This is a genomic window from Streptomyces sp. NPDC002884 (assembly GCF_040295245.1).
In the GTDB taxonomy this organism is placed as follows: domain Bacteria; phylum Actinomycetota; class Actinomycetes; order Streptomycetales; family Streptomycetaceae; genus Streptomyces.
In genome coordinates this window covers 148,953-175,872 of record NZ_JBEOVB010000007.1, presented here as the reverse complement: position 1 = coordinate 175,872, position 26,920 = coordinate 148,953, and the positions used below count along the sequence as shown (strand labels likewise).

Below are 26,920 nucleotides of genomic sequence, written 5' to 3'. Positions count from 1 at the left end.
TTCGGGTGTCGCGACCTCGTGTGATTACGGCATCTTGCCATTCGGACTACGCCATTCAGGGGGCCAGCCATGTCAAAATCGGATAACGGGCGACCCCCGAACCGCATCAGTCCGGTACATCACGACCGGGCGGAGCCGGACCATCTGCGGGAATCTCCCGTTCCGGCCGAAAGATCTTCGGTTGATCTCATGATGCGCTCGCTCGGCGCGCGCCCTGTTCGCCGACCTGAGCCCGTGTCAAGGGTTCTCGGGAGCTTGGCGAGACTTCGCGCATGAGTCATGTCACTCAAGGTGACCGCTGTCCAAGGTCCACAGAGTGAGCCATGTGACCTTGCACGGAATGGACTCGTCGGCTGTGGTCTCCGTCCGGTAAGAAGGATTTTTACACCCCTCATCCGGGGCTCAGGGCGCGTGTGCGGCGCGCCCGACGCGCAGGCGCCCGTTACGCATCACCTCTGGGACCCGCGCGATGCCCGCCCACTTCTCAATCAGGAGTGGCCACCCTCAAACCATGCAGACCTAAGGGGTAAGACACAGTGGCAGCGGAGATCGTCAATCCTCGCAGCGAGAGCGCCGACCGAACGGGCAAGGAGGGCGGTGCGGAGCCCCTCGACTCGTTCGACCCGGTGTTCGCGCTGCACCGCGGCGGAAAGATGGCCGTGCAGGCCACCGTCCCGGTTCGCGACAAGGACGACCTGTCCCTCGCCTACACTCCCGGCGTCGCGCGCGTGTGCACCGCGATCGCGGAGCGTCCGGAGCTGGTGAACGACTACACGTGGAAGTCGTCCGTCGTCGCCGTCGTCACCGACGGCACGGCCGTGCTCGGGCTCGGTGACATCGGCCCGGAGGCCTCCCTCCCGGTCATGGAAGGCAAGGCGATTCTGTTCAAGCAGTTCGGCGGTGTGGACGCGGTTCCGCTCGCGCTCGCCTGCACGGACGTGGACGAGATCATCGAGACCGTGGTGCGCCTCGCGCCCTCGTTCGGCGGTGTGAACCTGGAGGACATCTCGGCGCCGCGCTGCTTCGAGATCGAGCGCCGGCTCCAGGAAGCGCTCGACATCCCGGTCTTCCACGACGACCAGCACGGCACGGCGATCGTGACGCTGGCGGCGCTGCGCAACGCGGCGCGGCTGAGCGGCCGGGGCATCGGCGAGCTGCGCGCGGTCATCTCGGGCGCCGGCGCGGCCGGAGTCGCCATCGCCAAGATGCTGGTGGAGGCCGGCATCGGGGACGTCGCGGTCACCGACCGCAAGGGCATCGTCTCGGCGGACCGCGCGGACCTCACCGACGTCAAGCGCGAGGTGGCCGGGTTCACCAACAAGGCCGGGCTGAGCGGCTCGCTGGAGCAGGCGCTGGCGGGCGCCGACGTCTTCATCGGCGTCTCCGGCGGTACGGTCCCGGAGGAGGCGGTGGCCTCGATGGCGAAGGGCGCGTTCGTCTTCGCCATGGCCAACCCGACGCCCGAGGTGCACCCGGACGTCGCCCACAAGTACGCGGCCGTCGTCGCGACCGGGCGGTCGGACTTCCCCAACCAGATCAACAACGTGCTGGCGTTCCCGGGGATCTTCGCGGGCGCGCTTCAGGTGCGGGCGTCCCGGATCACCGAGGGCATGAAGATCGCGGCGGCCGAGGCGCTGGCGGGGGTCGTCGGTGACGATCTCGCGGCGGACTACGTGATTCCGTCGCCGTTCGACGAGCGGGTTGCTCCTGCGGTGACCGCGGCGGTTGCCGCGGCTGCTCGTGCCGAAGGGGTTGCTCGTCGCTGACGCGTGACTGTGGGTGGCCCCGTCGGTTTCGGCGGGGCCACCTTTTTTTGCCCACCCGCCCGCCCGATCGGGTGATGACGAGGCGCCGTCCCCGGGGGCTGCCGCCCCCGTACCCCTGCTTCGGCCCTGAACGGGCCTCGTCCTCAATCGCCGGACGGGCTGGTTTTTCCCGGCCGGTGCTTGATCGGCGACCTGGGACGGGCTGGTTTTTCCCGGCCGGTGCTCGATCTGCGGCCTGGGGCGGGCTGGTTTTGCCGACCGGTGCTTGATCGGTGCCGTGGGGCGGGCTGGATGTACCCGAGCGGTGCTCGATCGGCGCCGTGGGGTGGCTCGGATATGCCCGGCCGGTGTTCGATCTGCGGCCTGGGGCGGGCTGGATGTAGCCGGCCGGTGGTCGGGCGGTGCCGTGGGGGCGGGAGCGCAAGAGGGTATGTCTCACAGTGGCGTCCGGTTTCGCTTGCCGTCGGCGGACCCTATCGTCGGCTGCATGTTCGCCGTCTACGCCGCCCGAATCGACCGCGACCAGCCGCTTTCCGGCCTGGAGTTGGGGGAGCGCCCGGCCCCCGAGGCCCGGCCTGGCTGGAGCACCGTCCATGTCAGGGCCGCCTCCCTCAACCATCACGATCTCTGGTCGCTCCGGGGCGTCGGACTCCCCGAGGGCCGACTGCCGATGATCCTCGGCTGCGACGCCGCCGGGGTCGACGAGGACGGCAACGAGGTCGTCCTGCACTCCGTCATCGGGCAGACCGGGCACGGTGTCGGACCCGACGAGCCTCGTTCCATCCTCACCGAGAGGTACCAGGGCACCTTCGCCGAGCAGGTCGCCGTGCCGACCTGGAACATCCTGCCCAAGCCCAAGGAGCTCTCCTTCGCGGAGGCCGCCTGTCTGCCCACGGCCTGGCTGACGGCGTACCGCATGCTCTTCACCAACGCGGGGGTACGGCCCGGTGACTCCGTCCTCGTCCAGGGCGCCGGCGGCGGTGTCGCCACGGCGGCCATCGTGCTGGGCCGGGCGGCCGGGCTGCGGGTCTTCGCCACCAGCAGGGACGAGGCCAAGCGGAAGCGGGCCCTGGAGCTCGGCGCCGTCGAGGCGGTGGAGCCGGGTGCGCGGCTGCCGCAGCGGGTGGACGCCGTCATCGAGACCGTCGGCGCGGCCACCTGGTCGCACTCGGTGAAGTCCCTGCGGCCCGGCGGCACGCTCGTCATCTCCGGCGCCACCAGCGGTGACCGGCCCTCGCATGCCGAGCTGACCCGGATCTTCTTCCTGGAGCTGAAGGTCGTCGGCTCCACCATGGGCACCAAGGACGAACTGGAGGACCTGCTCTCCTTCTGTGCCGCCACCGGCGTGCGCCCCGTCATCGACGAGGTGCTGCCGCTCGACCGGGCCCGTGAGGGCTTCGAACGGCTCGCGTCCGGTGATCAGTTCGGCAAGATCGTGCTCACCAACGGCTGAGTCCTCGGCTGAGTCCTCGGCTGAGTCCTCAGCCGAGGCCGAGGCCGCGCTTTCCGCCATGGCCGGCAGGCGGGTCCGGAGGTCCGGGCCCGCCTTTCGCATGCGGTGCGCGTCAACTTTGGTTGACATGGCGTACGTGTCAACGTAAGTTGACGTCATGACCGAAGCAACGGATCTCGCCGAGCGCGCCGGAGACCGTGATCCACGGGTCGGACTGCGCGCCGTCGCCGCACTGCGCCGGCTGCTGGAACAGCTGGAGGCGGTGCAGGTGCGCAGTGCGCGCAATCAGGGCTGGTCGTGGCAGGAGATCGCCGCGGAGCTCGGAGTCAGCAGGCAGGCCGTGCACAAGAAGTACGGGAGGCATTGATGTTCGAGCGGTTCACGAAGGACGCCCGTGCCGTGGTCGAGGGCGCGGTGGGGCACGCCGAGCGGGAGGGGGCGGCGCGGGTCGAGGAGACACATGTACTGCTCTCCCTGCTCGACCGGGAGGGCGGTCGTGGTTCCTTCGCGCTGGCCTCGCTCGGTCTGCCGCCCGGTGGACGGGCGGGGCTGGTGCGGGACCTGGACGAGACGCGCCGCCGCGGCGGACTCTCCCGGGCCGACGCGGACGCCCTGTCCGGGCTGGGCATCGACCTGTCGCAGATCGTGTCCCGGGTCGAGGAGACGCACGGCGAAGGAGCGCTGGCCGCCGCCGGCCGGGGTGGCCTCTTCGGCGGAAGGTCCGGGCGGCGGCCGTTCAGCCGCGGGGCCAAGGACCTGCTCACCGGCACCCTGCGCGTCGCCGTCTCCCACGGCGAGCGGCACATCGGCGACGAGCATCTGCTGATCGCCCTCACCACTCGACGTGGGGTCCCCGCGGAGATCCTCGCCGACCACGGTGTCACCCACGCGTCCCTCACCCGGGTGCTGTACGGCGACAGCCGAGGAGGCGAGCCCGGGACCACGGCCGAGGCCAAGGCCGGCTGAGCGGGCCTGACTGCCGCTCGCGGCCTGCGTCGCTCGCGCCGCTCGCCGCTCACAGTTTGCCGTCTGCCGTCTGCCGTCTGCCGTCTGCCGTCTGCCGTCTGCCGCCTGCCGTCCGTCCGCCTTGTGGCGGCGCCGGAGCGTCAGGGCTTCGGCGCTCGCAGGATCACCCCGATGTGCGCCGCCGCCGTGGACAGGTGGCGGCGCGCCTCGCGGAGTTGATCTCCGGTGACGCCGTGGTCGCGGGCCGCGTCCCGGATGTCGTCCCGGAAGCGGTCGAGCAGGCGGTCCAGATCGCGGGCCGGATCGCCGCCGGTGTCCTCGTGGGCCCAGGTCGGTTCGTACTCGGCGGGGAAGTCCTCCTGGGTGCGGGAGTACGCGGCGGCGCGGGAGTCCTCCGGGGTACGGGAGTCCTCCTGGGTGCGGGAGTCCTCGGGGCGTGTGGTGGCCGTCGAGTCAGCCGTCGTTGTCGAGCCCGTCGAGCTCGTCGAACCCGTCGAGCCCGTCGTGCTGGTGCGGCCGAAGCCGAAGTCCCTGCCGTACTCCCTGCCGAAGTCCGAGAACTCCTTGGCGAGTTCCGTCAGGCCCTCGCGGACGCCGGTGGGCCAGTCGCCCCGGGAGAAGTGGTCCTGGACCTGTTCCTGGACCCGGCGGGCGATGCGCTGCACCTCTTCCTGGGCCTGGGTGCTGGCCCGTTCCTGCGCCTCCTTGGCCTGGCGGCGGGCCCGCTGGGCCTCCTCGCGGGCGCGGCGGCTCTCGTCCTTGGCCCGGCGCGCCTGTTCCTTCCACTCCTGCTTGACGCGGCGCATCTCCTCCTTGGCGGCGCGCCACGACTCCTTGTCGCCGTACTCCCCGTACTCACCGTGCTCGCCCGGGTCCGTGGAGCCCGTCCCGGTGCTCGCCCCGGTGCTCCGGCGGGCCTCGGTGGCCGCCGCCCGCATCTCGCGCCGCAGGTCGCCCGCCGCGCCGCGTACGTCGGCCCGGATCTCGGCGGCCAGCTCGGCGACCGACTCGCGGATCTCCAGCTCCAGGTCGACCAGTTCGCCGCTGCGGTCCGCCAGTTCGGCCCGGCCCGCGTCGGTGATGGCGTAGACCTTGCGGCCGCCCTCGCTGGTGTGGGTGACCAGTCCCTCGGCCTCCAGCTTGGCCAGCCGGGGGTAGACCGTGCCCGCCGACGGCGCGTAGAGCCCCTGGAAGCGCTCTTCGAGGAGGCGGATCACCTCGTAGCCGTGGCGCGGCGCTTCGTCCAACAGCTTCAGCAGGTAGAGGCGGAGACGGCCGTGGGCGAAGACGGGAGGCATGTCAGAGCACCTTCTTGTCGGTCGTGCTGTCGGCCGGGTCGCCGGAGTAGCTCTCGCCGCCCGGGCCGGAAACGGCATTGTCCCCCGAGTCGGCGGGCCGGCCCGAGCGCGCTTCACCCTCCGGACCGGCCGCCGGGGCCGGGGCCGGTTCCGCCGCTGCCGCCGCTCCCGGTTCCGCCGCCGGCGTCGGTGTCTGCTCCGGGGCGTCGGTCGCCGTCTTCGTCTCCCGCGTCTCCCGTGTCTCCGGCGTCTTCCGCTCTTCGTGCCACGCGTCGTCCGCGTCTTCCGCGTCGGCCGTCGGGGCGACCGGCCCGTCTTCCGTCGGGGGCCTCCGCAGCAGGGCGATCGAGCCGGTGACCGTCGTCGCCTTCAGGCTGCCGTTGCCCGCGCCCAGCCGGCCGGTGATGCGCTTGGCGCCCCACTGGCCGCTGACCCGGAGGTCCTCGAAGGCGTTGGAGACCGAGCCGCTCGCGGTGTTCGCCTCCACCCGCGCGTCCGCCGGATGGGGCAGCCGGATGGCGATCTCGCCCGAGACGCTGGTCAGGTCGATGGTCGTGGGGCGGCTCGTGGGATCGAGGTCGACGATCATCGACCCGCTCACGGAGTCGGCCTTCACGGAGGAGCCCGCCTCGACCACGGTCAGGTCGCCGGACACGGAGTTGAAGTGCAGGTCGCCGGTGAGGGCCTGGGCCTCCACACTCCCGGAGACGGTGTCCGCGCGTACCGGACCCGCGAGCCCCACCAGGGTCGTGTCCCCGTTGACCCCCTTCACCTCGGCCCGGCCCTCGATGCCGGAGACCACCGCGGCGGCGCTGACCACGCCCACCTCCACGCGGGTACCGGCGGGCACGGCCAGCGAGACCACGGCGCTGCGCCGCCAGCCCTTGCGGTCGAGCCACTTCAGGAAGCCCTTCCAGGGCAGGTCCTCGTACGCCACCGTCAGGCTCCCGCCGCGGTGGCTCACCACCAGGGGCGGTCCCTCGATCCGCGAGACCTCCAGGCGGGCGGGGCCCTCGTCGGTCCCCACGACGTTCACGGTGCCGTCGACGATGCGCACGCGCAGTTCGCTCACGGGCTCGTCGAAGGAGAGCTTCCTCGGCTCGGCGACGGACCACTCGGACATGGTGCGGACCTCCTCCACGGCGGCGACACGACACGCCATATCGCGTCTCCCGTAAAACACGATATATCGCGGACGGTGAAAGTCAAGGCACCCGTTCCGGTGATCACCGCACGCACGCAAAAGGGGCGCCCTCGGGGCGCCCCTCCACGCGAACAGCCGTGCACCGCCTACTCGTCGTCCTCGTCGTCCAGCCGCGCCAGCCAGGTCGCCAGCCGCTCCACCGGCACCTCGAAGTCCGGATTCAGGTCGACGAACGTCCGCAGCTGCTCGGCGAGCCACTCGAAGGTGACCTCCTCCTCGCCGCGCCGCTTCTCGAGTTCCTCGATTCCGCGATCGGTGAAGTACATGGATCGTGCTCCGTGGGTCGGTCGCAGGGATAGGGATCCCCCCTCGGGGGAAGGACCCTTGTTCCTGCGAGGGGAGGAAGAGATCCGCTCTCCGGTGGGGAGGGGACAGGAAAAGGATAGGCGCAGGGGGACGGCGTCCCGCGGGTCGCCAGGACCCTCGTGCGATCGGAACCCCGCGGCCGGCCCGCGCACCGACGGGCGGGACCGGGGGGCTGGGGACGACGGGGGAGTGCCATGAGTGGTGAGGACATGACGCGGGTGGCGCGCATCGCGCTGCCGGACGGGACGCCCGTCTGGGCCCGGATCTCGGGGGCGGGGGAGCTGGCCGCGCCGTCCGGTCGGCTGTCGTACAGCGACACCGGGTTCGCCGAGCGGGTGGAGGCGAGCGTGGAGAGCCTGCACGCGCTCGTCACGGGGGTCGCGCGGTCGCTGGCGGAACCGCTGCGCGCGGTGCGGCCCGACGAGGTGAGCGTCGAGTTCGGCATCGAGCTGACCGCCAAGGCCGGGAAGGTGGTGGGTCTGCTCGCCGACGGGGAGGCCAAGGCCGGCATCACGGTCACGCTCACCTGGAACGGCGGGCCACCCGACCTCGACGCACCGCCGTCGGCGCGCCCCGGCGCGGACTCCCGCGCGCGGGACGGCTCATCGTCCGGTGAGGACGGGGTCCGGCGCGCGGGCGCGTCCCCCGGCGCGCCGATGCACGGGGGCGCCGACGGCACCGTGGGCGGGGGCGCGGGATGACGGGCGGGCACGCCCCGGGCGCATCGAACGCGTTCGATGCGGCCCGTCGTGCGCTGCGTGGACTCGTCGTGGCGGCGACCGTACGCATTCATCGCCCGGTCGTCGGGTATGCCCTGGAGGAGCCCGACACGTTCCTCGGGAGTGGCTTCTTCGTCGCCCCGAACTGGGTTCTGACCTGCGCACATGTGGCTTGCGGCGGGGAGGGGGGCGAGGTCGCGGTGGTGTATGAGACGGCACCGGGGCGGGGCACGGCCACCGCCCCCGGCCGGGTGGTGGCGACCCTTCCCGACCGGGCCGACCCGGCCGGCCGGACGGACCGCGCCGGACGGCCCCTGCCCGCGGGCAACTGGCCCGCCCCGGACCTCGCCCTCGTCCAGCTCACCGAACCCGTCGACGACCACGAGTGCGTGTACGTCTCCGAGCGTCCGGCGGCCTACTACGGCGAGGGCCGGGTGCTGTACGCCGGCTGGACCGAGAACGAGGGCCGTCTGCAGGTCCTGGACGGCACGCTCACCGTGCAGGGCACCATCGGCGGCTGGTCCTCGGACGTGCAGATGCGGCTGGGCGACAACGACCTGCCGTACGGCGTCTCGGGCGGTCCGGTGATCGATCCCGAGCGCGGCGAGGTGATCGGCGTACTGAAGGCGCGCTCGGACCACCGGCCCGGCGGCACGTCCACCGGGATCGAACAGCTGCGCACCCTGCGGGTCGCCGCGGAGGCGGTGCCGGCCGAACACAGCGACCTCTACCAGGCGGTCTTCCACGCCCACGACCGCTACCACCGCGACCGGCAGCGTCACCCGGCCTCCCGGCGCCAGACCTGGACCGACGTACAGGGCAGGCTCGGCGCGCGGCCGGGCCGCACCCTCAGCCCGGACGAGCGGATCCAGCTGCTGGGCCGGCTCGCCGAGCTCCCGCCGCCCGAGAGCACCCGCGGCCTGCTGGACATCCTCGACTCCCTCCCCGACTTCCAGGCCCTCACCCCGCTGCCCGCGCCCCGCGGCTGGCGCGACGGGCTCGGAGCGCTGTACGAGAGCGCGAGTGACGACGGGGCACTGGAACTCGTCCTCGACTACGCGATGCGCGCGATGTCCGCTCCGCGCCCGTTCGTCGTGCCCAGCACCCCGGACGCCGAGAAGGCGCTGTGGGTCTGGGTGTGGCAGGCGGCGCAGCGGCTCGGCGCCCGTTACCGGTCCGGTCTCGCCGAGCAGCGGATCGATCGGCTGCGCCGACGGGACGAGGCGGAGCGCGACGCCCCCGACACGGTCTCCGGCGGCGTCCGTCCGGCGGACGGTACCGGCGGGCGCGGCCAGCACCGGCGGGGTGGGCCCCACGCACGCGCGCGTGCCCGTTCCGTCGGCAGTGTGGCCCGGCCCTCCGCCCTGCTCGAACTGGTGCGGCGCGGCTGGGAGCCGGACCGCTGCGACTGGTCGGTCTCCGTGGCCGCGCCGGGCGGCGAGGTGGTCCGGCTGCACGAGGCCGAACGCACTCCGCTGGCCGACCTGCCCGCACATCTGGCCGGCCCGCTCGCGGAGGCCTTCCGGCACTGCGACGAGCCCGGCAGGCCCGCGCTCCTCCAGGTGGCGCTGCCGCACGCGCTGCTCGGCCTGGAGGTCGACAACTGGCAACTCGCGCCAGGGCAGGAGCCGTTGGGCGCGCTGCGGCCGGTCGTCGTGCGCTGCGCCGACCGCGACCTGCTGCCCGACGAGGCGTTCGGCGCGTACGGCGGGCGAGAACCGGACGGCACGGCCGAAGCCGACGAGGCGGACGGCGCCGACGACTTGGAGGATCCGGACGACCTGGACGCGGAGCGCCGGGCCCGGTGGCGATGGCTGCACGCGCACCGCGCCAAGGCCGAAGTCCTGGACTGCGACGAGGGGTTGCGCAAACCCGTACCCACCGTGGAGCAGTTGCGCGCCCTGTCGCACGGGACCGTCCCGGTGCTCTGCCGTTACGGCGACCTCCGTTACGAGGACGACGCGGAGGCGCTCGCCCGGATCGTGCTCGGCGGCTACGGCGTGGCCCTGTGGCGCCGGCGGCGCGGCCGGGCCGACGCGGTCTGCGGGGAGTTCCACCGCGGCACCATCGACGGGATCGCCGAGCCACCGAGCGCGCAGTACCTGCCGGAGGCCGTGCACGATCTCCGGATGCGGCTGCGCGCGGGCCGCACGGAGTCGTTCTGGGCCGACGGCGTCGCCCTCCTGTACGACGATCCCCACCAGCCGCTGCCCGGAACCGGAGACCTGCTGGAGGCCCCTTGAGCCCCCCTTGAATCCACCCGCCCGCGGGGCTGGACGGCCCCTTACCAGGCACCTCCAGGATGGATAACGTGAAGCACGTTCGGACGGCCGCGGCGGTGGACGAGTGACGAGGACCGGATCATGACCGAATCCAGTGAGTGGCTCATCTACCGAGGCGCCGGCGAACCGCACGAGGGGATCGAGCGGCTGCCCGACCCGCCCCCCTGGCGGGACTTCACCAGCCGGGACGCGGCCGGCTCCGGCGACGGGTCCCAGGACCGCAGGCTCGGCGCGCACCGGCATCTGGCGGAACTGCACCGGCCGGGCGCCGAGGAGCTGGAGATGATCAACGCGGCGCTCTATCTGCGCCGCCCCCTGCTCGTCACGGGCAGCCCCGGCGCGGGCAAGAGCACGCTCGCCCACTCGGTGGCGTACGAACTCGGCCTCGGCAGTGTGCTGCGCTGGTCGATCGTCAGCCGTTCCGCGCTCCAGGACGGGCTGTACCACTACGACGCGATCGCCCGGCTCCAGGACGTGCAGATCGCCGCGCAGGGCGGGTTCGGGTCGGCGGCGGGCTCGCCGGGCGCGGTCGAGGGCATCGGCAGCTACATCCGGCTGGGACCGCTCGGCACCGCGCTGCTGCCCTCCGACACCCCGCGCGTGCTGCTCATCGACGAGTTGGACAAGAGCGACATCGACCTGCCCAACGACCTGCTGAACGTGCTGGAGGAGGGCGAGTTCGCGATCCCCGAGCTGGAGCGCATCGCCGACCGGCTGCCGGACGGCGAGGCGGAGGTGCTGACCGCCGACGGGGTGAAGGTCCGGGTGCGGGACGGCCGGGTGCGCTGCCGTGCCTTCCCGTTCGTCGTGCTCACCAGCAACGGGGAGCGCGACTTCCCGGCCCCGCTGATGCGCCGGTGCATCCACCTGGAGCTGGGGCGCCCCGACCACAACCGGCTCGCCACCTTCGTACGCGCGCATCTCGGTGACGAGGCGGCGCGCGCGGGGGACGACCTGATCACGCGGTTCCTGGAGCGCTCGCGCAGCGAACTCCTCGCGGCGGACCAGTTGCTGAACGCGATCTACCTCACCGACGCGGCCGCGCCGCCCAGTCGTGACCGCCTGGCCGACCTGCTCATCCAGCGACTCGACCGCCCGAGGTGAGGGCCTGATGCCCGACGCAGCGGCCCGCCACGGTCCGGTCCCGCCCGACGGCCGCCGTACCGACCCCCCGGGCGGCTCCCTCGCGCCCGTCGGCGCCTCGACGTCATCACCGCACGGCGGTGATCCGCTCGCCGAACTCGTCGCGCGGTTGCGCGACGTCGGGCTCGACCCCGATGTGCCGCAGCTGTGCGACGCGCTCTGGCTGGCGCGCTGGACCAGGCCGGCACAGGCCCCCGACCAGGAGGACCCGCCCGCCGGAACCGGCGGCCGGCCCACGCTCCGGCCCGACGGCGGACCCGGCCGGGACGGGGACGGACGGCCGCGGGGGGACCGCCCCGAACGGCCGGAGCCGCCGCCGCGGGACGTGGGGGCCGACGGGCGGGTCAGCCTGTACCCGGTCCCGCAGGACGGAACGGAGCGGACCCGCGGCGCGGGCCGTGCCGCCGCGCTGCCGGTGGGCGTACCCGCTGCGCCCGTGCTGCCCGCCCCGCTCGAACTCCAGCGCGCATTACGTCGGTTGCAGCGCTACCGGAGCCCCGCGCCGCCGCTGCGCATGCGACTCGACGAGACGGCGACGGCGGAGCGCAGCGCGCAGGCGGGCGGCCTGATCCTGCCCGTCCACCGGCCCGTCACCCGGGGCGACGCCCGGCTCCAGCTGGTCCTGGACGCCTCGTCCTCGATGCGTGTGTGGGACCGGCTGTTCGTCGAACTGCAGCAGGTTTTCGGCCAGTTGGGCGCCTTCTCCGACATCCAGGTCAGTCATCTGCACCAGGGGCCGGACGGTGAGCCGGCCGTCAGCCGCAGCCCCGATGCCTACGCGGCGCCGTTGCACTCCACGGACCGGCTCAGCGATCCCACCGGCCGCCGGATCGTCCTGTTCGTCAGCGACTGCGCGGGCCCCCTGTGGCACAGCGGCCACGCGCACCGACTGCTGCACCACCTCTCCCGGCAGGGCCCGGTCGCCGTGCTCCAGCCGCTGCCGCAGCGCCTGTGGAACCGCACCCGACTGCCCGTGCTGTTCTGCGAGTTGAGCCGCGGCGAGACACTGGGCGGAGCGGCCGCGCTGCGCGTACGCACCCCGGCGGGGGTCCCGGCGGAGGCACGCCGGGGAGCGCTGCCGGTGCCGGTGCTGCCGCCCGAGCCGGTGGCCCTGGGCGCCTGGGCCAGGCTGCTGTCCGGGGCCGGCGCCGGACCCGTCCCGGGGGCCGTGGGCTGGGTGCGCGCGGACCAGCCGGCCGCCCCGGCGGCACGCGCCGACCGGCGGCGCACGCCGTTCGAACGGGTCAGCAGGTTCAGCTCCAGCGCCTCCCCGGCTGCCGGACGGCTCGCCGTCTACCTGGCCGCCGCACCCCTGTGCCTGCCCGTGATGCAGCTCGTCCAGCGCACGATGCTGCCCGACTCCGGGCCGGCCGAACTCGCCGAGGTGCTGGTCGGCGGGCTGCTCACCCGCGCGTCGGAGGAGTACGCCGACGGCGGCGCCCAGTGGTACCGCATCGAACCCGACGTGCGTGACGCCCTGTTGTCCCGGCTGGGCCGCGACGAGGCCATGCTGGTGCTCAAGCACTGCTCCGAGTACATCGAGCAGCGCTTCGGCAAGGGCGGCCCCAACTTCCCGGCCCTCGCCCTGGCCCAGCTCGGCGACGGCGGCGCGGGCCGCCCGTACGCTCCCGCCACCCAGCGCACGGACCACGGTGACCACGGGGACCACGGCGACAACGGCGGCAACGGCGAGGAGACCTCCGTGCCCCAGCCCTTCGCCGAGGTCGCGGCCCGCGTGCTGCGGCGGTTCATGCCGCTGCCCGAGCAGTTCGAGAGCCCCGCGAGCCGGACCGGACCGGGACAGCCCGCGGACCGCCCGACGCACCAGGCGGTCCGCAGGGCCCGCGTGCTGATCGAGCGCTTCGACAGCGAGGGGATGATCCAGGACGTCATCGACGCGGTACAGCTGCTGCGCGGCGCCACCGAGCACGAGCGGGCGGCCGCCGACCCCGAACTGTGGGCCGAGTACGCGCACTGCACCCTGCGCCTGTGGGAGGTGCAGGGCGGCGACGACCTCCTCCAGGAGGCCGAGGCGGCCGCGGAGCGGGCCACCGCGCATCCGCGCCGGCTGCACGAACGGGCCGTGCTGGCGCGGGTGCTGCACGCGGGTGCGACCGACCGCAGGCGACGCGGCGACCGCACCGGCGCCCTGGACCTGCTGCGCCGCGCCGACCGCGAGTACGCCGTCGCCTGCGCCGCGCCCGGGCTCGACGAGAACCAGGCCCTGAAACTCACCCTGGAACGGGTGCGCGCCCTGGACGCGCAGTGGCGGCTCGGCGGGGACAGCGCGCTGCTCCAGGGCGCCGTCGGCATGCTGGAGGCCTTCGCCGACGTCTGGCCCGACCGGCGCCGGCGCCCGCCCGAACTCCCCCTGGAGCACGGCCGGATCCTGCTGCGCCTCTCCGGCGCCACCGCCGACCCCGTCCAGGCCCGTCTCTACGCCGAGCAGGGCGCGCAGTCGCTGCGCAACGCCCTGGACACCGGCGCGGAGCCGTCCACCGCCGAGTCGGCACGCGCGCGGGTGCGCATCCTGCTCGACCTGGTCGACGCGCTGCTCCAGGCGGGCGGCCCGCTGGACGACGCCCAGGCCCGGGTCGACGAGGCCCTCGCCCTGGTGCGCGAACAGGGTCGGCGCGCGTCCCTGCTGGCGCGGGCCGGCCGGATCGCCGTGGCCCGCTACGCCGAGTCGGGCGAACCGGCGGAGCTGGAGGCGGCCGCGGACCGCTTCGCGCAGGCCGCCCAGCGGATGTCCCGAGACGCGCCCGCGCACGCCGACGTCCTCGCCGAGTGGGGCGAGGCGCTGCTGCGGCTGGCCGGACTCCAGTCCGGGGCACGGGCGCAGGACGCGCTGTCCCGGGCGATCCGCGTGCTGCGGGACTGCCGGATGGAGACCCCGGCGGGCAGCCGTCAGGTCGCCCACCGGCTGCTGCTGCTCGGCCGCGCGCTGATGCTGCGCTACCGGGCCCGGGGCGACCGTGTCGACCTGCGCGAGGCCGAGCACCTCTTCGGCCTCGCGGCGGCGGACGCGGGGGATCCGCTGCTGGCCGCCCGCTGCCGGCTGGACCTCGGCCAGGTCCAGTTCGAGGCCTATCGCAGCCTGCGCCGGCCGGCCCGGCTCGACCTCGCGGTCGACGCCTTCCGGGACGCGGCGGAGGCCGCCCGGGAGGCGGAGGGGGTGGCCGAAACCGGTCGTCGGCGCCATGAGGCCGTCGAGTTGTGCGCGCAGGCGCATCACTGGCGGGGTATGTCCTACGAGGCGGCCGCCCGGCCGCGTGCCGCCCGCGAGGCCTATCGCCTGGCCCGCGCGGAGTGGTCGCGGCTGCCGGAGGACCACCTGGGCACGGGCGAGCCGACGGCGGAGCAGACGGCGCGGCGGCTGGCCGCTCTGGAACGGGTGACATGAGCGGAGCGAGTCGGGAGGGGTGGGCATGGACGCACAGGACGGGTTCGCGGGGGTGACGGTGGCGCCGGAGGCGCCCGACGTGGGGGAGCCGTTGCCGGATCTGCTGTCGCTCGGTCTCACGGAGCTGGGGACGATCGAGCATCCCGTGCTGCTGGAACTGCTGGAGGAGCTGCGGGAGCGCGCGGGACAGACGAGCGAGCCGTTGTGGGGGTTCGCCTCGGCGCTCTGAGGCGGCCGCCGTCGGCTCCACCGGACCATCCGGCGCCGCGTCATCCGATCGTTCGAAGTCGATTCCGGTTGCTTCTGTGTACGACTCGGACAACTTCGGTCGCGTGGGGTTTGTGACCCGTGCCCGCCCGGGAATGCGGCTCAAGGGCCTAGGCATGGGGGTGCTGGAGTGTCTCGACAGGCCTTCCGCCAGTTCATCGTGAAGACGCACGGCCGCTGCAACCTCGCCTGCACCTACTGCTACCTCTACGAGGGCCCCGACTCCACCTGGCGCACCCGCCCCGCGGCCACCGCCGACGACGTCCTCGACCGTACCGCCACCCGTATCGCCGAACACGCCGGCGCCCACGCCCTCACGGACGTCTCCCTCGTCCTGCACGGCGGCGAGCCCCTGCTGGCCGGCGCAGGGAAGCTGGCCCGCTTCACCGCCCTGGTGCGCGACCGCGTCCCGGCCGGCTGCACGGTCCACGCCACCGTCCAGACCAACGCCACCCTGCTCACCGCGCGGCGTCTCGCCGTGCTGGCCGACGCCGGCATCCGGATCGGCGTAAGCCTCGACGGCGGCCTCGCCGCGCACAACGCCCGCCGCGTCGACCACGCGGGGCGCCCGTCCTGGCCCGCCGCCGCGCGCGGGGCGCTGCTGGTCGCCGAGCAGGCCCCGCAGGCCTACGCCGGCATCCTCACCGTCGTCGACGTCACGCTGGACCCGGTGGAGACGTACGAGTCCCTCCTCACCCTGCGACCGCCCGGCCTGGACTTCCTGCTGCCGCACGGCAACTGGTCCGCCCCACCGCCCCACTGGGCGGACGCCCGCCACGGGGAGTGGCTGTGCGCCGTCTTCGACCGCTGGTGGCGGGCCGGCCGACGGGAGACCCGGGTCCGCCTCTTCGAGGAGTGCGTCGCGCTTCTGCTGGGGCTGCCCTCGGTCAGCGAGGCCCTCGGCCTCGCCCCGTTCGACGCGGTCGTCGTGGAGACCGACGGATCGATCGAGCAGGTGGACGCCCTGAAGTCCGCCTACCACGGCGCCGCGCGCACCGGCCTGGACGTCTTCCGGCACACCTTCGACGAGGCACTGCTGCATCCCGCGGTGGCGGCCCGGCAGGCGGGTGCCGCGGCCCTCGCGGACCAGTGCCGGGCCTGCCCCCTGCTGACCGTCTGCGGAGGCGGTCACTACGCCCACCGCTACCGGGCGGGGCACGGCTTCCGCAACCCGTCCGTGTACTGCGCGGACCTCCAGCGCTTCATCCGTCACGTCGCCGGCCGGCTCGCCGCGGACCCGGCCGCGACGGCGACCGCCCCCGCCGCCCGGAAGGGAGGCGCACCGTGACGAGGCCGACGGTCCCCGACCGGGCCCTCGTGGAACTCGGCCGTACCGAAGGGACGCCCGACACCCTGGCCCTCCTCGTGCGGGACCAGGACACCCGACGGCTGCTGTTGCTGCGCGCCGTGCTCGACGCGGCCGAGGCCGCGGATCCCGCGCTGTGCTCCCCGAGCCGAAAGGCCCGGTTGCGCGAGGACTGGTCCCTGCTCGCCGAGGCCGACCGGCCACAGCCACCCGGCACCGCACCCCCTTCGGCGGGCGTGTCGCAGGACTCGCGGGGAACTCCGCACTCCTCGCCCGGCGCGCCGCACCCCTTACCCGGTACCGCCCACCCGCCCCCACCCGGTACCGCCCACCCGCCCCCGCCTGATGCCGTGCTCTCGCCTGCCCGGGCCCGGCTCTTCCATCCGTTGACCGGGCCATGGGCCCTGAGTTGTCTGCACGGACTCGACGGCCGTACGGGCCCCCCGGACGAGCCCGGGTCCCGCCGGCTCCGGCAGGATCTCGCGCACTTCAGCGCGATCGCCGCGGTGGCCGCCGCGCGCGCCGGGATCCCGTTCACCGTCCGGCTGACCGCGTACGGCGGAGTGCTCACCCTGCCGTCCCTCGGCTCGCTGCGCACGGCCACCACGGGCGACGTCCCCGTCGACGTCACCCACCGGGAAGGGCGTCTGACGGTGCGCCTGCCCGACGCGCCGGACGTCGTCGTGCGTCTGGAGAGCGGGATCGGGGCCTGGTCCGGGGCGCTCGCCTGGACCCCCGTGCACGCCCTGCCCGGACTGTCCGCCGCCCGGGCCCCCATGCCCCTGGACGACGTGGATCCCTACCGGGTCGCGCCCGGCCCCCGCCACCGGACGCTCGGCGGACCCGCGATCCTCGACGACGGGGACTGCAAACGCTGGCTCCAGGCCTGGTCGGGCACCGAGGCCGCGCTGCGCACCGGCGGCGCGCACCGGGTGACCGAGGCGGTGGCGCTGCTGCGCTGCCTGGTCCCGCTGGAACGGCCGCCCGGCGCCGCGGGACGGGACAGTTGCAGCGCGACCCGGCACGAGGCGTTCGGCGCCCTGCTCTCCAGCGCCCCGCAGGACGCCCTGGCCCTGGCCGAGACCCTCGTCCACGAACTGCACCACGCGAAACTGGCGGCCCTGGGAGACCTGGTGACCCTCCATCACGCCGACGCGGAGCCGCGCTACTTCGCCCCCTGGAAGACGGACCCCCGGCCGTACGACGGTCTGCTCCAGGGGATCTACTCGCACCTGGCCCTCGCGGACTACTTCCAGCGCCGCGCACTGGGCACCGCACCGCCCGACAGCGAGTACGCCTGGTCCCGGCACGCCCGCTACCGGGCCCAGGTCGGAGCGGCCCTGCCGGGACTCGTCGGCTCGCCCGACCTCACCGTCCGCGGACGCCGGTTCGTCGACGAGATGACAGCCACCTACGAGCGCATGGCCGACCGTCCGGCGCCCCGGAACCACACCGCGCGGGCCCAGGCGTACGTGAAGGCCGCGCGCGCTCTGTGGACACAGCGTCATGCTCCCGCTGTGCCACGCCCGAAAGAATGAGGATGGCCTGCGAGGGGCCGTCCCGTGCGCGAAGATCGTCGAATCGAGGCACGCGTGGATGAAGTCGGCGGACTTACGCACGACGCGCCGAGGTTCTAGGATTTTGGTACTACGCGCTGGAGGCCGCTGCATGTCTGGAGCTCGTACGCCGGTGGGGGCAACCGGGAGAGGGGCCGCGAGGCAGACGGTCACGATCCACTTCGCGGGTTTCAACCGGGCCTGGGCGGCCTGGGTCGGGGACCGGCTCGAACGTCGCGGCCTGCGGGTGGTGTACCTGCGCTGGGACTCCCCGGCGGACGTCCCCCTGGTGGACCTGTTGCGCGACCTGGAACTCGCCGAGGGCCGCATCCTCATCGTCGTCAGCGAGTGGTACTTCCAGCTCGGTCCCCGGACGCAGGAGGAGTGGAACACGGCGCTGCGCGAGGTCGTCGCCCCCGACGCGGCCCGGTTCGCCGCCGTCTCCGTCACCTCGGCGTCCGTGCCCTCGGCGACCGCCGTCCTCGCCCCGGTCAACCTGACCAACATGGGAGCGGAGGAAGCCGAGCGCCGGCTGCTCGACCGGCTGGACCTGCCGACCGACCCGCTGCCCGAGCCCCTCGACGCGGCGCGCCGCGGTCCCCGGTTCCCGGCGTCGATGCCCGAGGTCTGGGGCGGGGTGCCCCGTCGCAACACCCGGTTCACCGGCCGCGAGTCGCTGCTCAACGAGGCCTACCACGTGCTGCGGAACGCCGAGCCCGGCGCCGGCGTGGTCACCTTCCACGGCATGTCGGGCGTGGGCAAGACCCAGCTGTCCGCCGAGTACGTCTACCGCTTCGGCTCCGAGTACGACGTCGTCTGGTGGGTCAACGCCGAGAAACGCGTCACCTACCGCCGGCTGCTCGCCGAACTCGCCCCGAAACTGGGGCTCCAGACCGGCCAGGAGTACGGCGAGCGGCTGCGCGCGGTCCGCGACTCGCTGCGCCGCGGCGAACCGTACGGGCGCTGGCTGCTGATCCTCGACGGCGCGGACGAACCCGACCAGATCTGGGACCTGGTGCCGACCGGCCCCGGCCACGTCATCATCACCTCCCGCAACCCCGAATGGACCGAGCACAACAGCAAGCTGCTGGAAGTGCCCGTCTACGCCCGTGACGAGTCGGTGGCGTTCATCCGGCGCCGCGCGCCGAGGCTGACGGAGGTGGAGGCCGACCAGCTCGCGGACGCCCTGGAGGACCTGCCGCTGCTGCTGGACCAGACGGCGGGCTGGCTGAACGACTCCGACCTCTCGGTGCGCCAGTACATCGCCCTGCTCGACGGCGGCATCGACAGCGACGTGGTGAAGGTGTCGGCGGACTTCCCGCTCGCCTTCCAGACCGCGTGGTCGATACTGCTGAACAAACTCCGCGACACCGTCCCCGAGTCGGTCGACCTGCTGCGGCTGTGCACGTTCTTCGCACCGGGCTTCATCCCCGTCCGCCTGCTGCGCGAGATGTCCAGCGAAGCACTGCCCGAACAGCTCGCCGGACTGCTCAACGACCCGCTGCTGTGGAACAAGGCGATCAACCAGCTCCGTCAGTACTCGGTGGTCCGCCTGGAGTCCCACGAAGCGCTCGGTGACGAGGCGGCCGCCTCGGGCGAGTCGCTCTACCTGCACCGCATGGTCCACCAGATCGTGCACAAGGACATGCCGGACACGGACCGCAAGGAGTTCATCGACGTCGTACGCCAGGCGCTCGCCGCGGCCGATCCGCGCCGGCCCACCGACCCCGACCTGTGGCCGGGATACGCCCAGATCGTGCCGCATCTGAAGTACGCGGACGTGCTCCAGACCCAGGACCCGGCCGTCCAGCGGCTGGTCTTCAACTGCCTGCGCTACATGTACTTCTCCGGCGAGTACAACGCCGGCATCAAGCTCGGCGAGCGCGCCATGGAGGCCTGGCGCGAGCTGCTCGGCCCCACCCACCCCAGGATCTGGGAGCTGAGCTACCACTACACCAACCTGCTGCGCGCCGTCGGCGACTACGCCGGGACCGAGGCCCTCAGCCGCGCCGCCTCCGAGCACCTGAAGGCGGAGCGCGGACCCCAGGACCTGGAGCATCTGCGGGCCGCGGCCGGTCTCGCCGCCGACCTGCGCGGCCTCGGCCGCTACGACGAGGCACTGGAACTCTCCCAGTGGGTTCTGGTCGGATACCGCGACCTGCTGGGCGAGCAGGACTCGCGGAGCCTCAACTCGCTGAACAACCTGGCGGTCTCCCTACGGCTGCTCGGGCGCTACCAGGAAGCCCTGGACATCGACCGGCAGACCCTGGAGTCCCGACGGGTCCTGCTGCGGGCCCGTCACCCCTGGACGCTCGGCTCCGAGATCTACTACGCCATCGACCTGCGGCTCCTCGGCCGCTACGCGGAGGCCGAGTCCATCCAGGCGAAGAACGTGCGCGAGAGCCGTCTCGTGATGGGCCGCGACAACCCGCAGACCCTCAGCGCCGAGCACAACCTCGCGCTGTGCCGCTACCGCCTGGGCGATCGTGACCGCGGCCGGGACCGCGGCATCGAGTGGGAGGAACCCGGGGAGATGCTCTCCAGCGTGCTGGAGCGCGGTGAGCGGGTGCTGGGCGAGACGCATCCGCTGACCCTGATCTTCGCGACGGCCCAGAGCTGCTACGCCCGCGAGCACGGCGACATCGACCGGGCCCACGAGCTCAGTGAGGCCGTCGTCGCGCGCTACGAGGTGATGCTCGGCGACGGGCACCCCTTCGTCGCGGGCGCCCGCGTCAACCAGGCGCTGATCCTGCGCAACGTCGGTGAGCGGGAGGCCGGCCACGTCCTGCTGGAGCAGGCGCTGGCGTCGATGACCGAGGCGGTGGGCGAGAACCACGCCTGGACACTGGGCTCCGCCCTGAACGCCTCGGCCCTGCGCAACATCGTCGGTGACACCGAGAGCGCCGCGGACCTCAGCCGGGACACGGTCACCCGGGCCATCGAATCGCTCGGCCGGACCCACCCGCTGACCCTGTCGGCACGGATCGCGTACGCGGCGGACCTGCGCGGTCTGCGGGACCGGCGGCAGGCGGAGAAGGTCGAGCAGGAGGCCCTCTCGGACCTCGACGCGACGCTCGGCAGCAAGCACCCGCACACCGTCTCGGCCCGCTCCCGCAACCGCCCCTACTGGGACTTCGAACCCCAGGTCATCTGACGCCCGGCCGTCCCGTGCACGCCGAAGGGCCCGCCCCCGGAAACCTCCGGGGGCGGGCCCTTCGCGTGGGGCGGTCGAGGACTACGCCTCGAACACCTCACGCACCAGCTGCTCCTGCTCCGCCTGGTGCCGCTTGGCGGAGCCGACCGCCGGGGACGAGCCGTGCGGGCGCGAGATGCGGCGCAGGCGCTCGCCGTGCGGCACGTCGGCGCCGACCGCGAGGTCCAGGTGGTCGATCAGGTTCAGGGCGATGAACGGCCAGGCACCCTGGTTGGCCGGCTCCTCCTGGGTCCAGAGGTACTTCTCGGCGTTGGGGTACTTGTTGACCTCCGCCTGGACCTCGGCACCCGGCAGCGGGTACAGCCGCTCGAGGCGGATGATCGCCGTGTCCGTGACGCCGCGCTTCTGACGCTCGGCCTCCAGGTCGTAGTAGACCTTGCCGGTGCAGAAGACGACCTTCTTCACGGCCGCCGGGTCGGTGATCGTCGAGTCGCCGATGACCGGGCGGAACTGGCCGCTCGTGAACTCCTCCGCCTTGGACGCCGCGGCCTTCAGACGCAGCATCGACTTCGGGGTGAAGACGACCAGCGGCTTGTGGTGCGGGTTGTGCACCTGCCACCGCAGGAGGTGGAAGTAGTTCGACGGGAGCGTGGGCATCGCGACCGTCATGTTGTTCTGGGCGCAGAGCTGGAGGAAGCGCTCGACCCGGGCCGAGGAGTGGTCCGGGCCCTGGCCCTCGTAGCCGTGGGGGAGGAGGAGCGTGACACCGCTCGTCTGGCCCCACTTCTGCTCGGCCGCCGAGATGTACTCGTCGACCACGGTCTGCGCGCCGTTGACGAAGTCGCCGAACTGCGCCTCCCACATCACGAGCGCGTCGGGGCGGGCCAGCGAGTAGCCGTACTCGAAGCCCATCACCGCGTACTCGGAGAGGAGGGAGTTGTAGACGTTGTAGCGCGCCTGCTCGTCGTTGAGGTACTGGAGCGGGGTGTGCTCCTCCCCCGTCTCACGGTCGATCAGGACCGCGTGGCGCTGGCCGAAGGTGCCGCGCTGCGAGTCCTGGCCGGACAGCCGGACCGGGGTGCCCTCCAGGAGCAGGGAGCCGACCGCGAGGGTCTCGCCCATGCCCCAGTCGATCGTGCCGTCCTCGACCATCGACGCCCGGCGCTGCAGCTGCGGCAGCAGACGCGGGTGGACGTGGAAGTAGTCCGGGATGTTGACCTGGGACTCGGCGATGCGCTTGACGACCTCCGCGGAGACGGCGGTGTTCACCGCGACCGGGAAGTTGTCCTGCGGCTCGTGGGAGTCGCCGGCGGCGGGCTGCGCGGTGGCCTCGCGGACCTCCGTGAAGACCTTCTCCAGCTGGCCCTGGTAGTCCTGGAGCGCCTGCTCGGCCTCTTCCAGGGTGATGTCGCCGCGACCGATGAGGGACTCGGTGTACAGCTTGCGCACCGAGCGCTTCTTGTCGATCAGGTCGTACATCAGCGGCTGGGTGAAGGCCGGGTTGTCCGACTCGTTGTGACCGCGGCGGCGGTAGCAGATGAGGTCGATCACCACGTCCTTGTTGAACGCCTGGCGGAACTCGAAGGCCAGCCGCGCGACGCGGACCACGGCCTCCGGGTCGTCGCCGTTCACGTGGAAGATCGGGGCCTCGATCATGCGCGCCACGTCCGTGGCGTACATCGACGAGCGCGAGGACTCCGGGGCGGCGGTGAAGCCGACCTGGTTGTTGATGACGATGTGGACCGTGCCGCCCGTGCGGTAACCGCGCAGCTGCGACATGTTCAGGGTCTCGGCCACCACGCCCTGGCCCGCGAAGGCCGCGTCGCCGTGCAGGGCGACCGGCAGGACCGTGAAGTCCGTGCCGCCCTTGTTGATGATGTCCTGCTTGGCGCGGCTGATGCCCTCGATGATCGGGTCGACCGTCTCCAGGTGGGACGGGTTCGCGGCCAGCGAGACCTTGATCTGCTCGCCGTCCAGGCCGGTGAAGGTCCCCTCGGCGCCCAGGTGGTACTTGACGTCGCCGGAGCCGTGCATCGACTTCGGGTCGAGGTTGCCCTCGAACTCGCGGAAGATCTGCGCGTACGACTTGCCGACGATGTTCGCGAGGACGTTCAGGCGGCCGCGGTGGGCCATGCCGATGACGACCTCGTCCAGCCGCGATTCGGCCGCGCTGTCCAGCACCGCGTCGAGCAGCGGGATGACGGACTCGCCGCCCTCCAGGGAGAAGCGCTTCTGGCCGACGTACTTCGTCTGCAGGAAGGTCTCGAAGGCCTCCGCAGCGTTCAGCCGGCGCAGGATGCGCAGCTGCTCCTCGCGCTCCGGCTTGCTGTGCGCGCGCTCGATGCGGTCCTGGATCCAGCGGCGCTGCTTCGGGTCCTGGATGTGCATGAACTCGACGCCGGTGGTGCGGCAGTACGAGTCGCGCAGCACGCCCAGGATGTCGCGCAGCTTCATCAGGGACTTGCCCGCGAAGCCGCCGACCGCGAACTCCCGCTCCAGGTCCCACAGGGTGAGGCCGTGCTCGGTGATGTCCAGGTCGGGGTGCTTGCGCTGGCGGTACTCCAGCGGGTCGGTGTCGGCCATGACGTGGCCGCGGACCCGGTAGGAGTGGATCAGCTCGAAGACCCGGGCGGCCTTGGTGACGTCGTCGTCGTGGCTGGCGTCGATGTCCTTGAGCCAGCGGACCGGCTCGTAGGGGATGCGCAGCGCCTCGAAGATCTCGTCGTAGAAGCCGTTCTCCCCGAGGAGGGAGTTGGCGACGACGCGGAGGAACTCGCCGGAGGCGGCGCCCTGGATGACCCGGTGGTCGTAGGTCGACGTGAGCGTCATGACCTTCGCGATGCCGAGCTTGTTCAGGGTGTCCTGGCTGGTGCCCTGGAACTCCGCGGGGTAGTCCATCGAGCCGACGCCCATGATGACCGACTGGCCGGGCATCAGACGCGGGACCGAGTGGACGGTGCCGAGGCCGCCGGGGTTGGTCAGGGAGACCGTGACGCCGGTGAAGTCGTCCATCGTCAGCTTGCCGTCGCGGGCGCGGCGGACGATGTCCTCGTAGGCCTGCCAGAACTCGAAGAAGTTCAGCGTCTCGGCCTTCTTGATGCCGGCGACGACGAGCTGGCGGTCGCCGTTGGGCTTCACCAGGTCGATGGCCAGGCCGAAGTTGACGTGCGGCGGCTTGACGAGGGTGGGCTTCCCGTCCTTCTCCGCATAGTGCCAGTTCATCGACGGCATGGCCTTGATGGCCTGCACCATCGCGTAGCCGATGAGGTGGGTGAAGGAGATCTTCCCGCCCCGGGCGCGCTTCAGGTGGTTGTTGATGACGATGCGGTTGTCGAACAGCAGCTTCACCGGGACCGCGCGCACGGACGTGGCCGTGGGCAGTTCCAGCGAGGCGTTCATGTTCTTGGCGACCGCGGCGGACGGGCCGCGCAGCGTCACGAACTCCGGACCCTGCGCCGGCGCGGCCGAGGCGGCGGCGGGCACGGGCTTGGCCACGGCCGGCTTGGCGGCGGGGGCCGCCTTCACCGGGGCCGGGGCCGGAGCCGCGGCTGCGGGCTTCGGGGCGGCGGCCGGCGCGGGAGCCGGGGCAGCGGGAGCCGGAGCGGCAGGAGCCTGGGCGGCGGGCGCCGCCTGGGCAGGAGCGGCCGGTGCGGCGGGCGCTGGGGGCGTGGTGGTCGCTGCGGCCCCCGCGGCCGCAGTACCCGCCGGAGCCGAGGCGGTGGGCGCCCCCGGCTTGTAGTCGGCGAAGAAGTCCCACCAGGCACGGTCTACCGAGTTCGGGTCCTGGAGGTACTGCTGATAGATCTCGTCGACGAGCCACTCGTTCGGCCCGAACGCGGCAGCGGGATTCTTGCCCGCTTGGTCTGCGTCGGTCGAGATGCTCGATGCGTTACTGGGGGACTGTGGCGACACGGCGGCAACCGCCCTCTTCCGCTTCACAAGGTGATGGACAGCGGGAATAAAGGCTACGCCCCCTGGAGGGGGAGAGTCAGGCCGGGCCGGTGCATCGTCGCGTAAGTCACATCGGAAAGTGCGTTTCGCGGCTGTAAATGGCGGGAAACAAGCGCGGTTGCGCGTCAAAAGGGGTGCGTTGATGCAGGTCGCGCACGCTGAGCGTGCGGACCCGTGCCGACCTGGGACGGTCCGCTGCCTGATCACACGTGTCCGGCTGCGCGAACGTCGGTGGATCTTGTGGCTCCGGTTCGAACTTTACGTCAACTTGGGACGGAAAACTCTCCCGGAAGAGTGACAAGAATCCGGCAGCCCCGCTCGGATTCGGCCACTCCGATCCGGCCGCCGTGAAGATCGACCGCCCAGCGGGCGATCGCCAGCCCCAGCCCCGTACCGCCGTCGCTGCCCGGCCCGTGCGGCCGGCGGACGGCTCCCCGGTTGAACCGCTCGAACACGCGGCGCCACTCCGAGCGCGGAATGCCGGGCCCCTCGTCCAGGACTTCGAGTTCCAGCGACTCCGGCAGCGGCCCGCGCCGCGCCTTCACCGTCACCCGTCCGTGCGCCGGGCTGTGCTTGACGGCGTTGTCGATCAGGTTCGCGACCACCTGGTGGATCCGCTCCGGGTCCGCGTGCGCGGTCAGCTCCGGCGGGGACACGTCCAGGTGCAGATGGACGTCGGTACGCGTGTGGTTGCCGCCCGAGCCCATCGTGGCGCGCGCCGAGGCGACCATGTTGGCCTCCTTCAGCACCCCGGACAGGTACGGCCACACCTCGAAGCGCCGCTTGCGCAGCGGGACGACGCCGTTGTCGAGGCGGGACAGGTCCAGCAGCGTCTCCACCAGCCGCCCGAGCCGCTCCGTCTGCTTCAGGGCGGTGCGCATCGTCTCGGTGTCCGCCTCGGCGATGCCGTCGACGACGTTCTCCAGGACGGCGCGCAGACCGGCGATGGGCGTGCGCAGCTCGTGCGAGACGTTCGCCACCAGCTCCTTGCGCTGCCGGTCCTGCGCCTCCAGCTCGTCCGCCATGACGTTGATCGTCTGGGCCAGGTCGCCCAGCTCGTCGCGGCGGTTCTCGCTCACCCGGCGGGTGTAGTCGCCGTGCGAGATGGACCGGGCCACCGTGTTCATCTCGTCCAGCGGCGCGGTGAGCGAATGCGCCACGAACTGCGTGATGAGCAGCGTGGCGATCATCGAGAAGACCGTGATGAAGCGGAGCTCCGTCTTGGTGTGCACCGCGATCATCGACAGCCCGGTGGTGATCAGCACCGAGATGACGACCAGCGCACCCAGCTTGGTCTTGATCGAGAACGGGCGTACGCGGCCCCAGGGCTCCCCGGGGCTTCTCGGTCCGTCCGGCCCGGAGGTCATGGCGTCGGGGTCTCCAGTGCGTAGCCCACACCGTGCACCGTGCGGATCCGCTCGGCGCCGATCTTCCGCCGCAGCGCCTTGATGTGGCTGTCGACGGTGCGGGTGCCGGAGGCGTCCGCCCAGTCCCAGACCTCCGCGAGGAGCTGCTCACGGGAGAGCACCGCGCGGGGGGTGTTCGCCAGGCAGACCAGCAGGTCGAACTCGGTGGGCGTGAGGTGCACGTCCTCCGAGCGGACCCGCACCCGGCGCTGCGCGTGGTCGATCTCCAGTTCGCCGAGCCGCAGGATCCCGCTGCGCGGAGTGGTCGCCGCGATCGCGGCCCGCTCCACACGGCGCAGCAGCACATGCACGCGTGCCGCAAGCTCCCGCATCGAGAACGGCTTGGTCATGTAGTCGTCGGCGCCCACGCCGAGCCCGACCAGCATGTCGGTCTCGTCGTCGCGCGCGGTGAGCATGAGGACCGGCACCGGACGGGCGGCCTGCACACGACGGCAGACCTCCAGGCCGTCGAAGCCGGGCAGCATGATGTCGAGGATCAGCAGATCGGGCTGCCAGGCCTCGGCGGTGTCGACGGCCGCCGGGCCGTCACCTGCCGTTTGCACGAGGAATCCCTCGGCGCGCAGGCGGGCCGCGATGGCGTCGACGATCGTCGGATCGTCCTCGACCACCAGAACGCGCCGCTGCGCGCCTTGTGTGGCCGTCGCCGTGCTGTTGTGTGCGGTGTGTGTCTGCTCCATCGCCCGCCCCTGAGTGTGCTTTCCGGAACCAGTGGGGTGATC

18 protein-coding genes are annotated in these 26,920 nt (G+C 72.5%); 12 read left to right on the top strand and 6 right to left on the bottom strand.

From position 1 onward, the window contains the following. Window positions 1–536: 536 nt before the first annotated feature. From ABT070_RS17315 to ABT070_RS17300, 4 genes are all read left to right on the top strand, one after another. Complete coding sequence (locus tag ABT070_RS17315) at window positions 537–1,766, top strand: NAD(P)-dependent malic enzyme (RefSeq protein ID WP_351760958.1); 1,230 nt, start codon at window positions 537–539, stop codon at window positions 1,764–1,766. A 487-nt stretch (window positions 1,767–2,253) separates the two neighbouring features. Continuing rightward, a complete protein-coding gene (locus ABT070_RS17310; RefSeq protein WP_020130734.1) occupies window positions 2,254–3,219 on the top strand; it encodes a zinc-binding dehydrogenase in 966 nt (321 codons plus the stop codon). Window positions 3,220–3,376: 157 nt separating this feature from the next. Next, a complete protein-coding gene (locus ABT070_RS17305) occupies window positions 3,377–3,586 on the top strand; it encodes a helix-turn-helix domain-containing protein (protein ID WP_016437953.1) in 210 nt (69 codons plus the stop codon). Further along, window positions 3,586–4,185 (top strand): Clp protease N-terminal domain-containing protein, encoded by a 600-nt coding sequence (locus ABT070_RS17300; RefSeq protein WP_351760956.1) that lies wholly within the window; start codon window positions 3,586–3,588, stop codon window positions 4,183–4,185. Before ABT070_RS17305 ends, ABT070_RS17300 begins: the two co-directional genes overlap by 1 nt. 140 nt (window positions 4,186–4,325) lie before the next feature. Here the strand turns inward: ABT070_RS17300 and ABT070_RS17295 are convergent, their stop codons facing one another. From ABT070_RS17295 to ABT070_RS17285, 3 genes are all read right to left on the bottom strand, one after another. Beyond that, window positions 4,326–5,483 carry a PadR family transcriptional regulator gene (locus ABT070_RS17295; protein WP_351760953.1) on the bottom strand — a complete coding sequence of 386 codons (1,158 nt, stop codon included), beginning with the start codon at window positions 5,481–5,483 and terminating at the stop codon, window positions 4,326–4,328. 1 nt (window position 5,484) lies between these two features. Beyond that, on the bottom strand, window positions 5,485–6,606 hold the full coding sequence (locus tag ABT070_RS17290) for a DUF4097 family beta strand repeat-containing protein (RefSeq protein WP_351760950.1): 1,122 nt from the start codon (window positions 6,604–6,606) through the stop codon (window positions 5,485–5,487). Between the two features lie 167 nt (window positions 6,607–6,773). After that, window positions 6,774–6,953: a DUF6104 family protein gene (locus ABT070_RS17285; protein WP_003992906.1), complete on the bottom strand. Its 180-nt coding sequence runs from the start codon at window positions 6,951–6,953 to the stop codon at window positions 6,774–6,776. Window positions 6,954–7,187: 234 nt separating this feature from the next. Between ABT070_RS17285 and ABT070_RS17280 the strand changes: the two genes are divergently transcribed. The 8 genes from ABT070_RS17280 to fxsT all read left to right on the top strand — a co-directional run bounded on the left by ABT070_RS17280 (window position 7,188) and on the right by fxsT (window position 20,823). Further along, window positions 7,188–7,694: a CU044_2847 family protein gene (locus tag ABT070_RS17280; RefSeq protein WP_351760947.1), complete on the top strand. Its 507-nt coding sequence runs from the start codon at window positions 7,188–7,190 to the stop codon at window positions 7,692–7,694. Further along, complete coding sequence (locus ABT070_RS17275; protein ID WP_451101264.1) at window positions 7,691–9,955, top strand: VMAP-C domain-containing protein; 2,265 nt, start codon at window positions 7,691–7,693, stop codon at window positions 9,953–9,955. Before ABT070_RS17280 ends, ABT070_RS17275 begins: the two co-directional genes overlap by 4 nt. A gap of 120 nt (window positions 9,956–10,075) precedes the next feature. After that, complete coding sequence (locus ABT070_RS17270) at window positions 10,076–11,098, top strand: AAA family ATPase (RefSeq protein ID WP_351760943.1); 1,023 nt, start codon at window positions 10,076–10,078, stop codon at window positions 11,096–11,098. A 7-nt stretch (window positions 11,099–11,105) separates the two neighbouring features. After that, a complete protein-coding gene (locus ABT070_RS17265; RefSeq protein ID WP_351760940.1) occupies window positions 11,106–14,540 on the top strand; it encodes an SAV_2336 N-terminal domain-related protein in 3,435 nt (1,144 codons plus the stop codon). 25 nt (window positions 14,541–14,565) lie between these two features. Then, window positions 14,566–14,769, top strand: coding sequence for an FxSxx-COOH-like cyclophane-containing RiPP peptide (locus ABT070_RS17260; protein WP_351760938.1), 204 nt, complete (start codon window positions 14,566–14,568; stop codon window positions 14,767–14,769). Between the two features lie 168 nt (window positions 14,770–14,937). Beyond that, on the top strand, window positions 14,938–16,095 hold the full coding sequence (locus ABT070_RS17255) for an FxsB family cyclophane-forming radical SAM/SPASM peptide maturase (RefSeq protein ID WP_351760935.1): 1,158 nt from the start codon (window positions 14,938–14,940) through the stop codon (window positions 16,093–16,095). Continuing rightward, complete coding sequence (locus ABT070_RS17250) at window positions 16,092–17,651, top strand: aKG-HExxH-type peptide beta-hydroxylase (RefSeq protein ID WP_351760932.1); 1,560 nt, start codon at window positions 16,092–16,094, stop codon at window positions 17,649–17,651. Before ABT070_RS17255 ends, ABT070_RS17250 begins: the two co-directional genes overlap by 4 nt. 130 nt (window positions 17,652–17,781) lie before the next feature. Continuing rightward, window positions 17,782–20,823: an FxSxx-COOH system tetratricopeptide repeat protein gene (gene fxsT, locus ABT070_RS17245; RefSeq protein ID WP_351760930.1), complete on the top strand. Its 3,042-nt coding sequence runs from the start codon at window positions 17,782–17,784 to the stop codon at window positions 20,821–20,823. An 81-nt stretch (window positions 20,824–20,904) separates the two neighbouring features. Here the strand turns inward: fxsT and ABT070_RS17240 are convergent, their stop codons facing one another. The 3 genes from ABT070_RS17240 to ABT070_RS17230 all read right to left on the bottom strand — a co-directional run bounded on the left by ABT070_RS17240 (window position 20,905) and on the right by ABT070_RS17230 (window position 26,878). Continuing rightward, complete coding sequence (locus ABT070_RS17240) at window positions 20,905–24,735, bottom strand: multifunctional oxoglutarate decarboxylase/oxoglutarate dehydrogenase thiamine pyrophosphate-binding subunit/dihydrolipoyllysine-residue succinyltransferase subunit (RefSeq protein WP_351760927.1); 3,831 nt, start codon at window positions 24,733–24,735, stop codon at window positions 20,905–20,907. A gap of 302 nt (window positions 24,736–25,037) precedes the next feature. After that, window positions 25,038–26,141, bottom strand: coding sequence for a sensor histidine kinase (locus ABT070_RS17235; protein ID WP_351760924.1), 1,104 nt, complete (start codon window positions 26,139–26,141; stop codon window positions 25,038–25,040). Further along, the gene (locus ABT070_RS17230; RefSeq protein WP_329220987.1) at window positions 26,138–26,878 is read right to left on the bottom strand and encodes a response regulator transcription factor; all 741 of its coding nucleotides are present in this window, start codon (window positions 26,876–26,878) and stop codon (window positions 26,138–26,140) included. The genes ABT070_RS17235 and ABT070_RS17230 overlap by 4 nt, the downstream gene beginning before the upstream one ends. Window positions 26,879–26,920: the final 42 nt, after the last annotated feature.

What these genes read in the sequence shown, in the direction of transcription:
- ABT070_RS17310 (WP_020130734.1), top strand. Translation starts at nt 2,254, where the DNA reads ATGTTCGCCGTCTACGCCGCCCGAATCGACCGCGACCAGCCGCTTTCC.
- ABT070_RS17305 (WP_016437953.1), top strand. Translation starts at nt 3,377, where the DNA reads ATGACCGAAGCAACGGATCTCGCCGAGCGCGCCGGAGACCGTGATCCA.
- ABT070_RS17300 (WP_351760956.1), top strand. Translation starts at nt 3,586, where the DNA reads ATGTTCGAGCGGTTCACGAAGGACGCCCGTGCCGTGGTCGAGGGCGCG.
- ABT070_RS17295 (WP_351760953.1), bottom strand. Translation starts at nt 5,483, where the DNA reads ATGCCTCCCGTCTTCGCCCACGGCCGTCTCCGCCTCTACCTGCTGAAG.
- ABT070_RS17290 (WP_351760950.1), bottom strand. Translation starts at nt 6,606, where the DNA reads ATGTCCGAGTGGTCCGTCGCCGAGCCGAGGAAGCTCTCCTTCGACGAG.
- ABT070_RS17285 (WP_003992906.1), bottom strand. Translation starts at nt 6,953, where the DNA reads ATGTACTTCACCGATCGCGGAATCGAGGAACTCGAGAAGCGGCGCGGC.
- ABT070_RS17280 (WP_351760947.1), top strand. Translation starts at nt 7,188, where the DNA reads ATGAGTGGTGAGGACATGACGCGGGTGGCGCGCATCGCGCTGCCGGAC.
- ABT070_RS17275 (WP_451101264.1), top strand. Translation starts at nt 7,691, where the DNA reads ATGACGGGCGGGCACGCCCCGGGCGCATCGAACGCGTTCGATGCGGCC.
- ABT070_RS17270 (WP_351760943.1), top strand. Translation starts at nt 10,076, where the DNA reads ATGACCGAATCCAGTGAGTGGCTCATCTACCGAGGCGCCGGCGAACCG.
- ABT070_RS17265 (WP_351760940.1), top strand. Translation starts at nt 11,106, where the DNA reads ATGCCCGACGCAGCGGCCCGCCACGGTCCGGTCCCGCCCGACGGCCGC.
- ABT070_RS17260 (WP_351760938.1), top strand. Translation starts at nt 14,566, where the DNA reads ATGGACGCACAGGACGGGTTCGCGGGGGTGACGGTGGCGCCGGAGGCG.
- fxsT (WP_351760930.1), top strand. Translation starts at nt 17,782, where the DNA reads ATGTCTGGAGCTCGTACGCCGGTGGGGGCAACCGGGAGAGGGGCCGCG.
- ABT070_RS17235 (WP_351760924.1), bottom strand. Translation starts at nt 26,141, where the DNA reads ATGACCTCCGGGCCGGACGGACCGAGAAGCCCCGGGGAGCCCTGGGGC.
- ABT070_RS17230 (WP_329220987.1), bottom strand. Translation starts at nt 26,878, where the DNA reads ATGGAGCAGACACACACCGCACACAACAGCACGGCGACGGCCACACAA.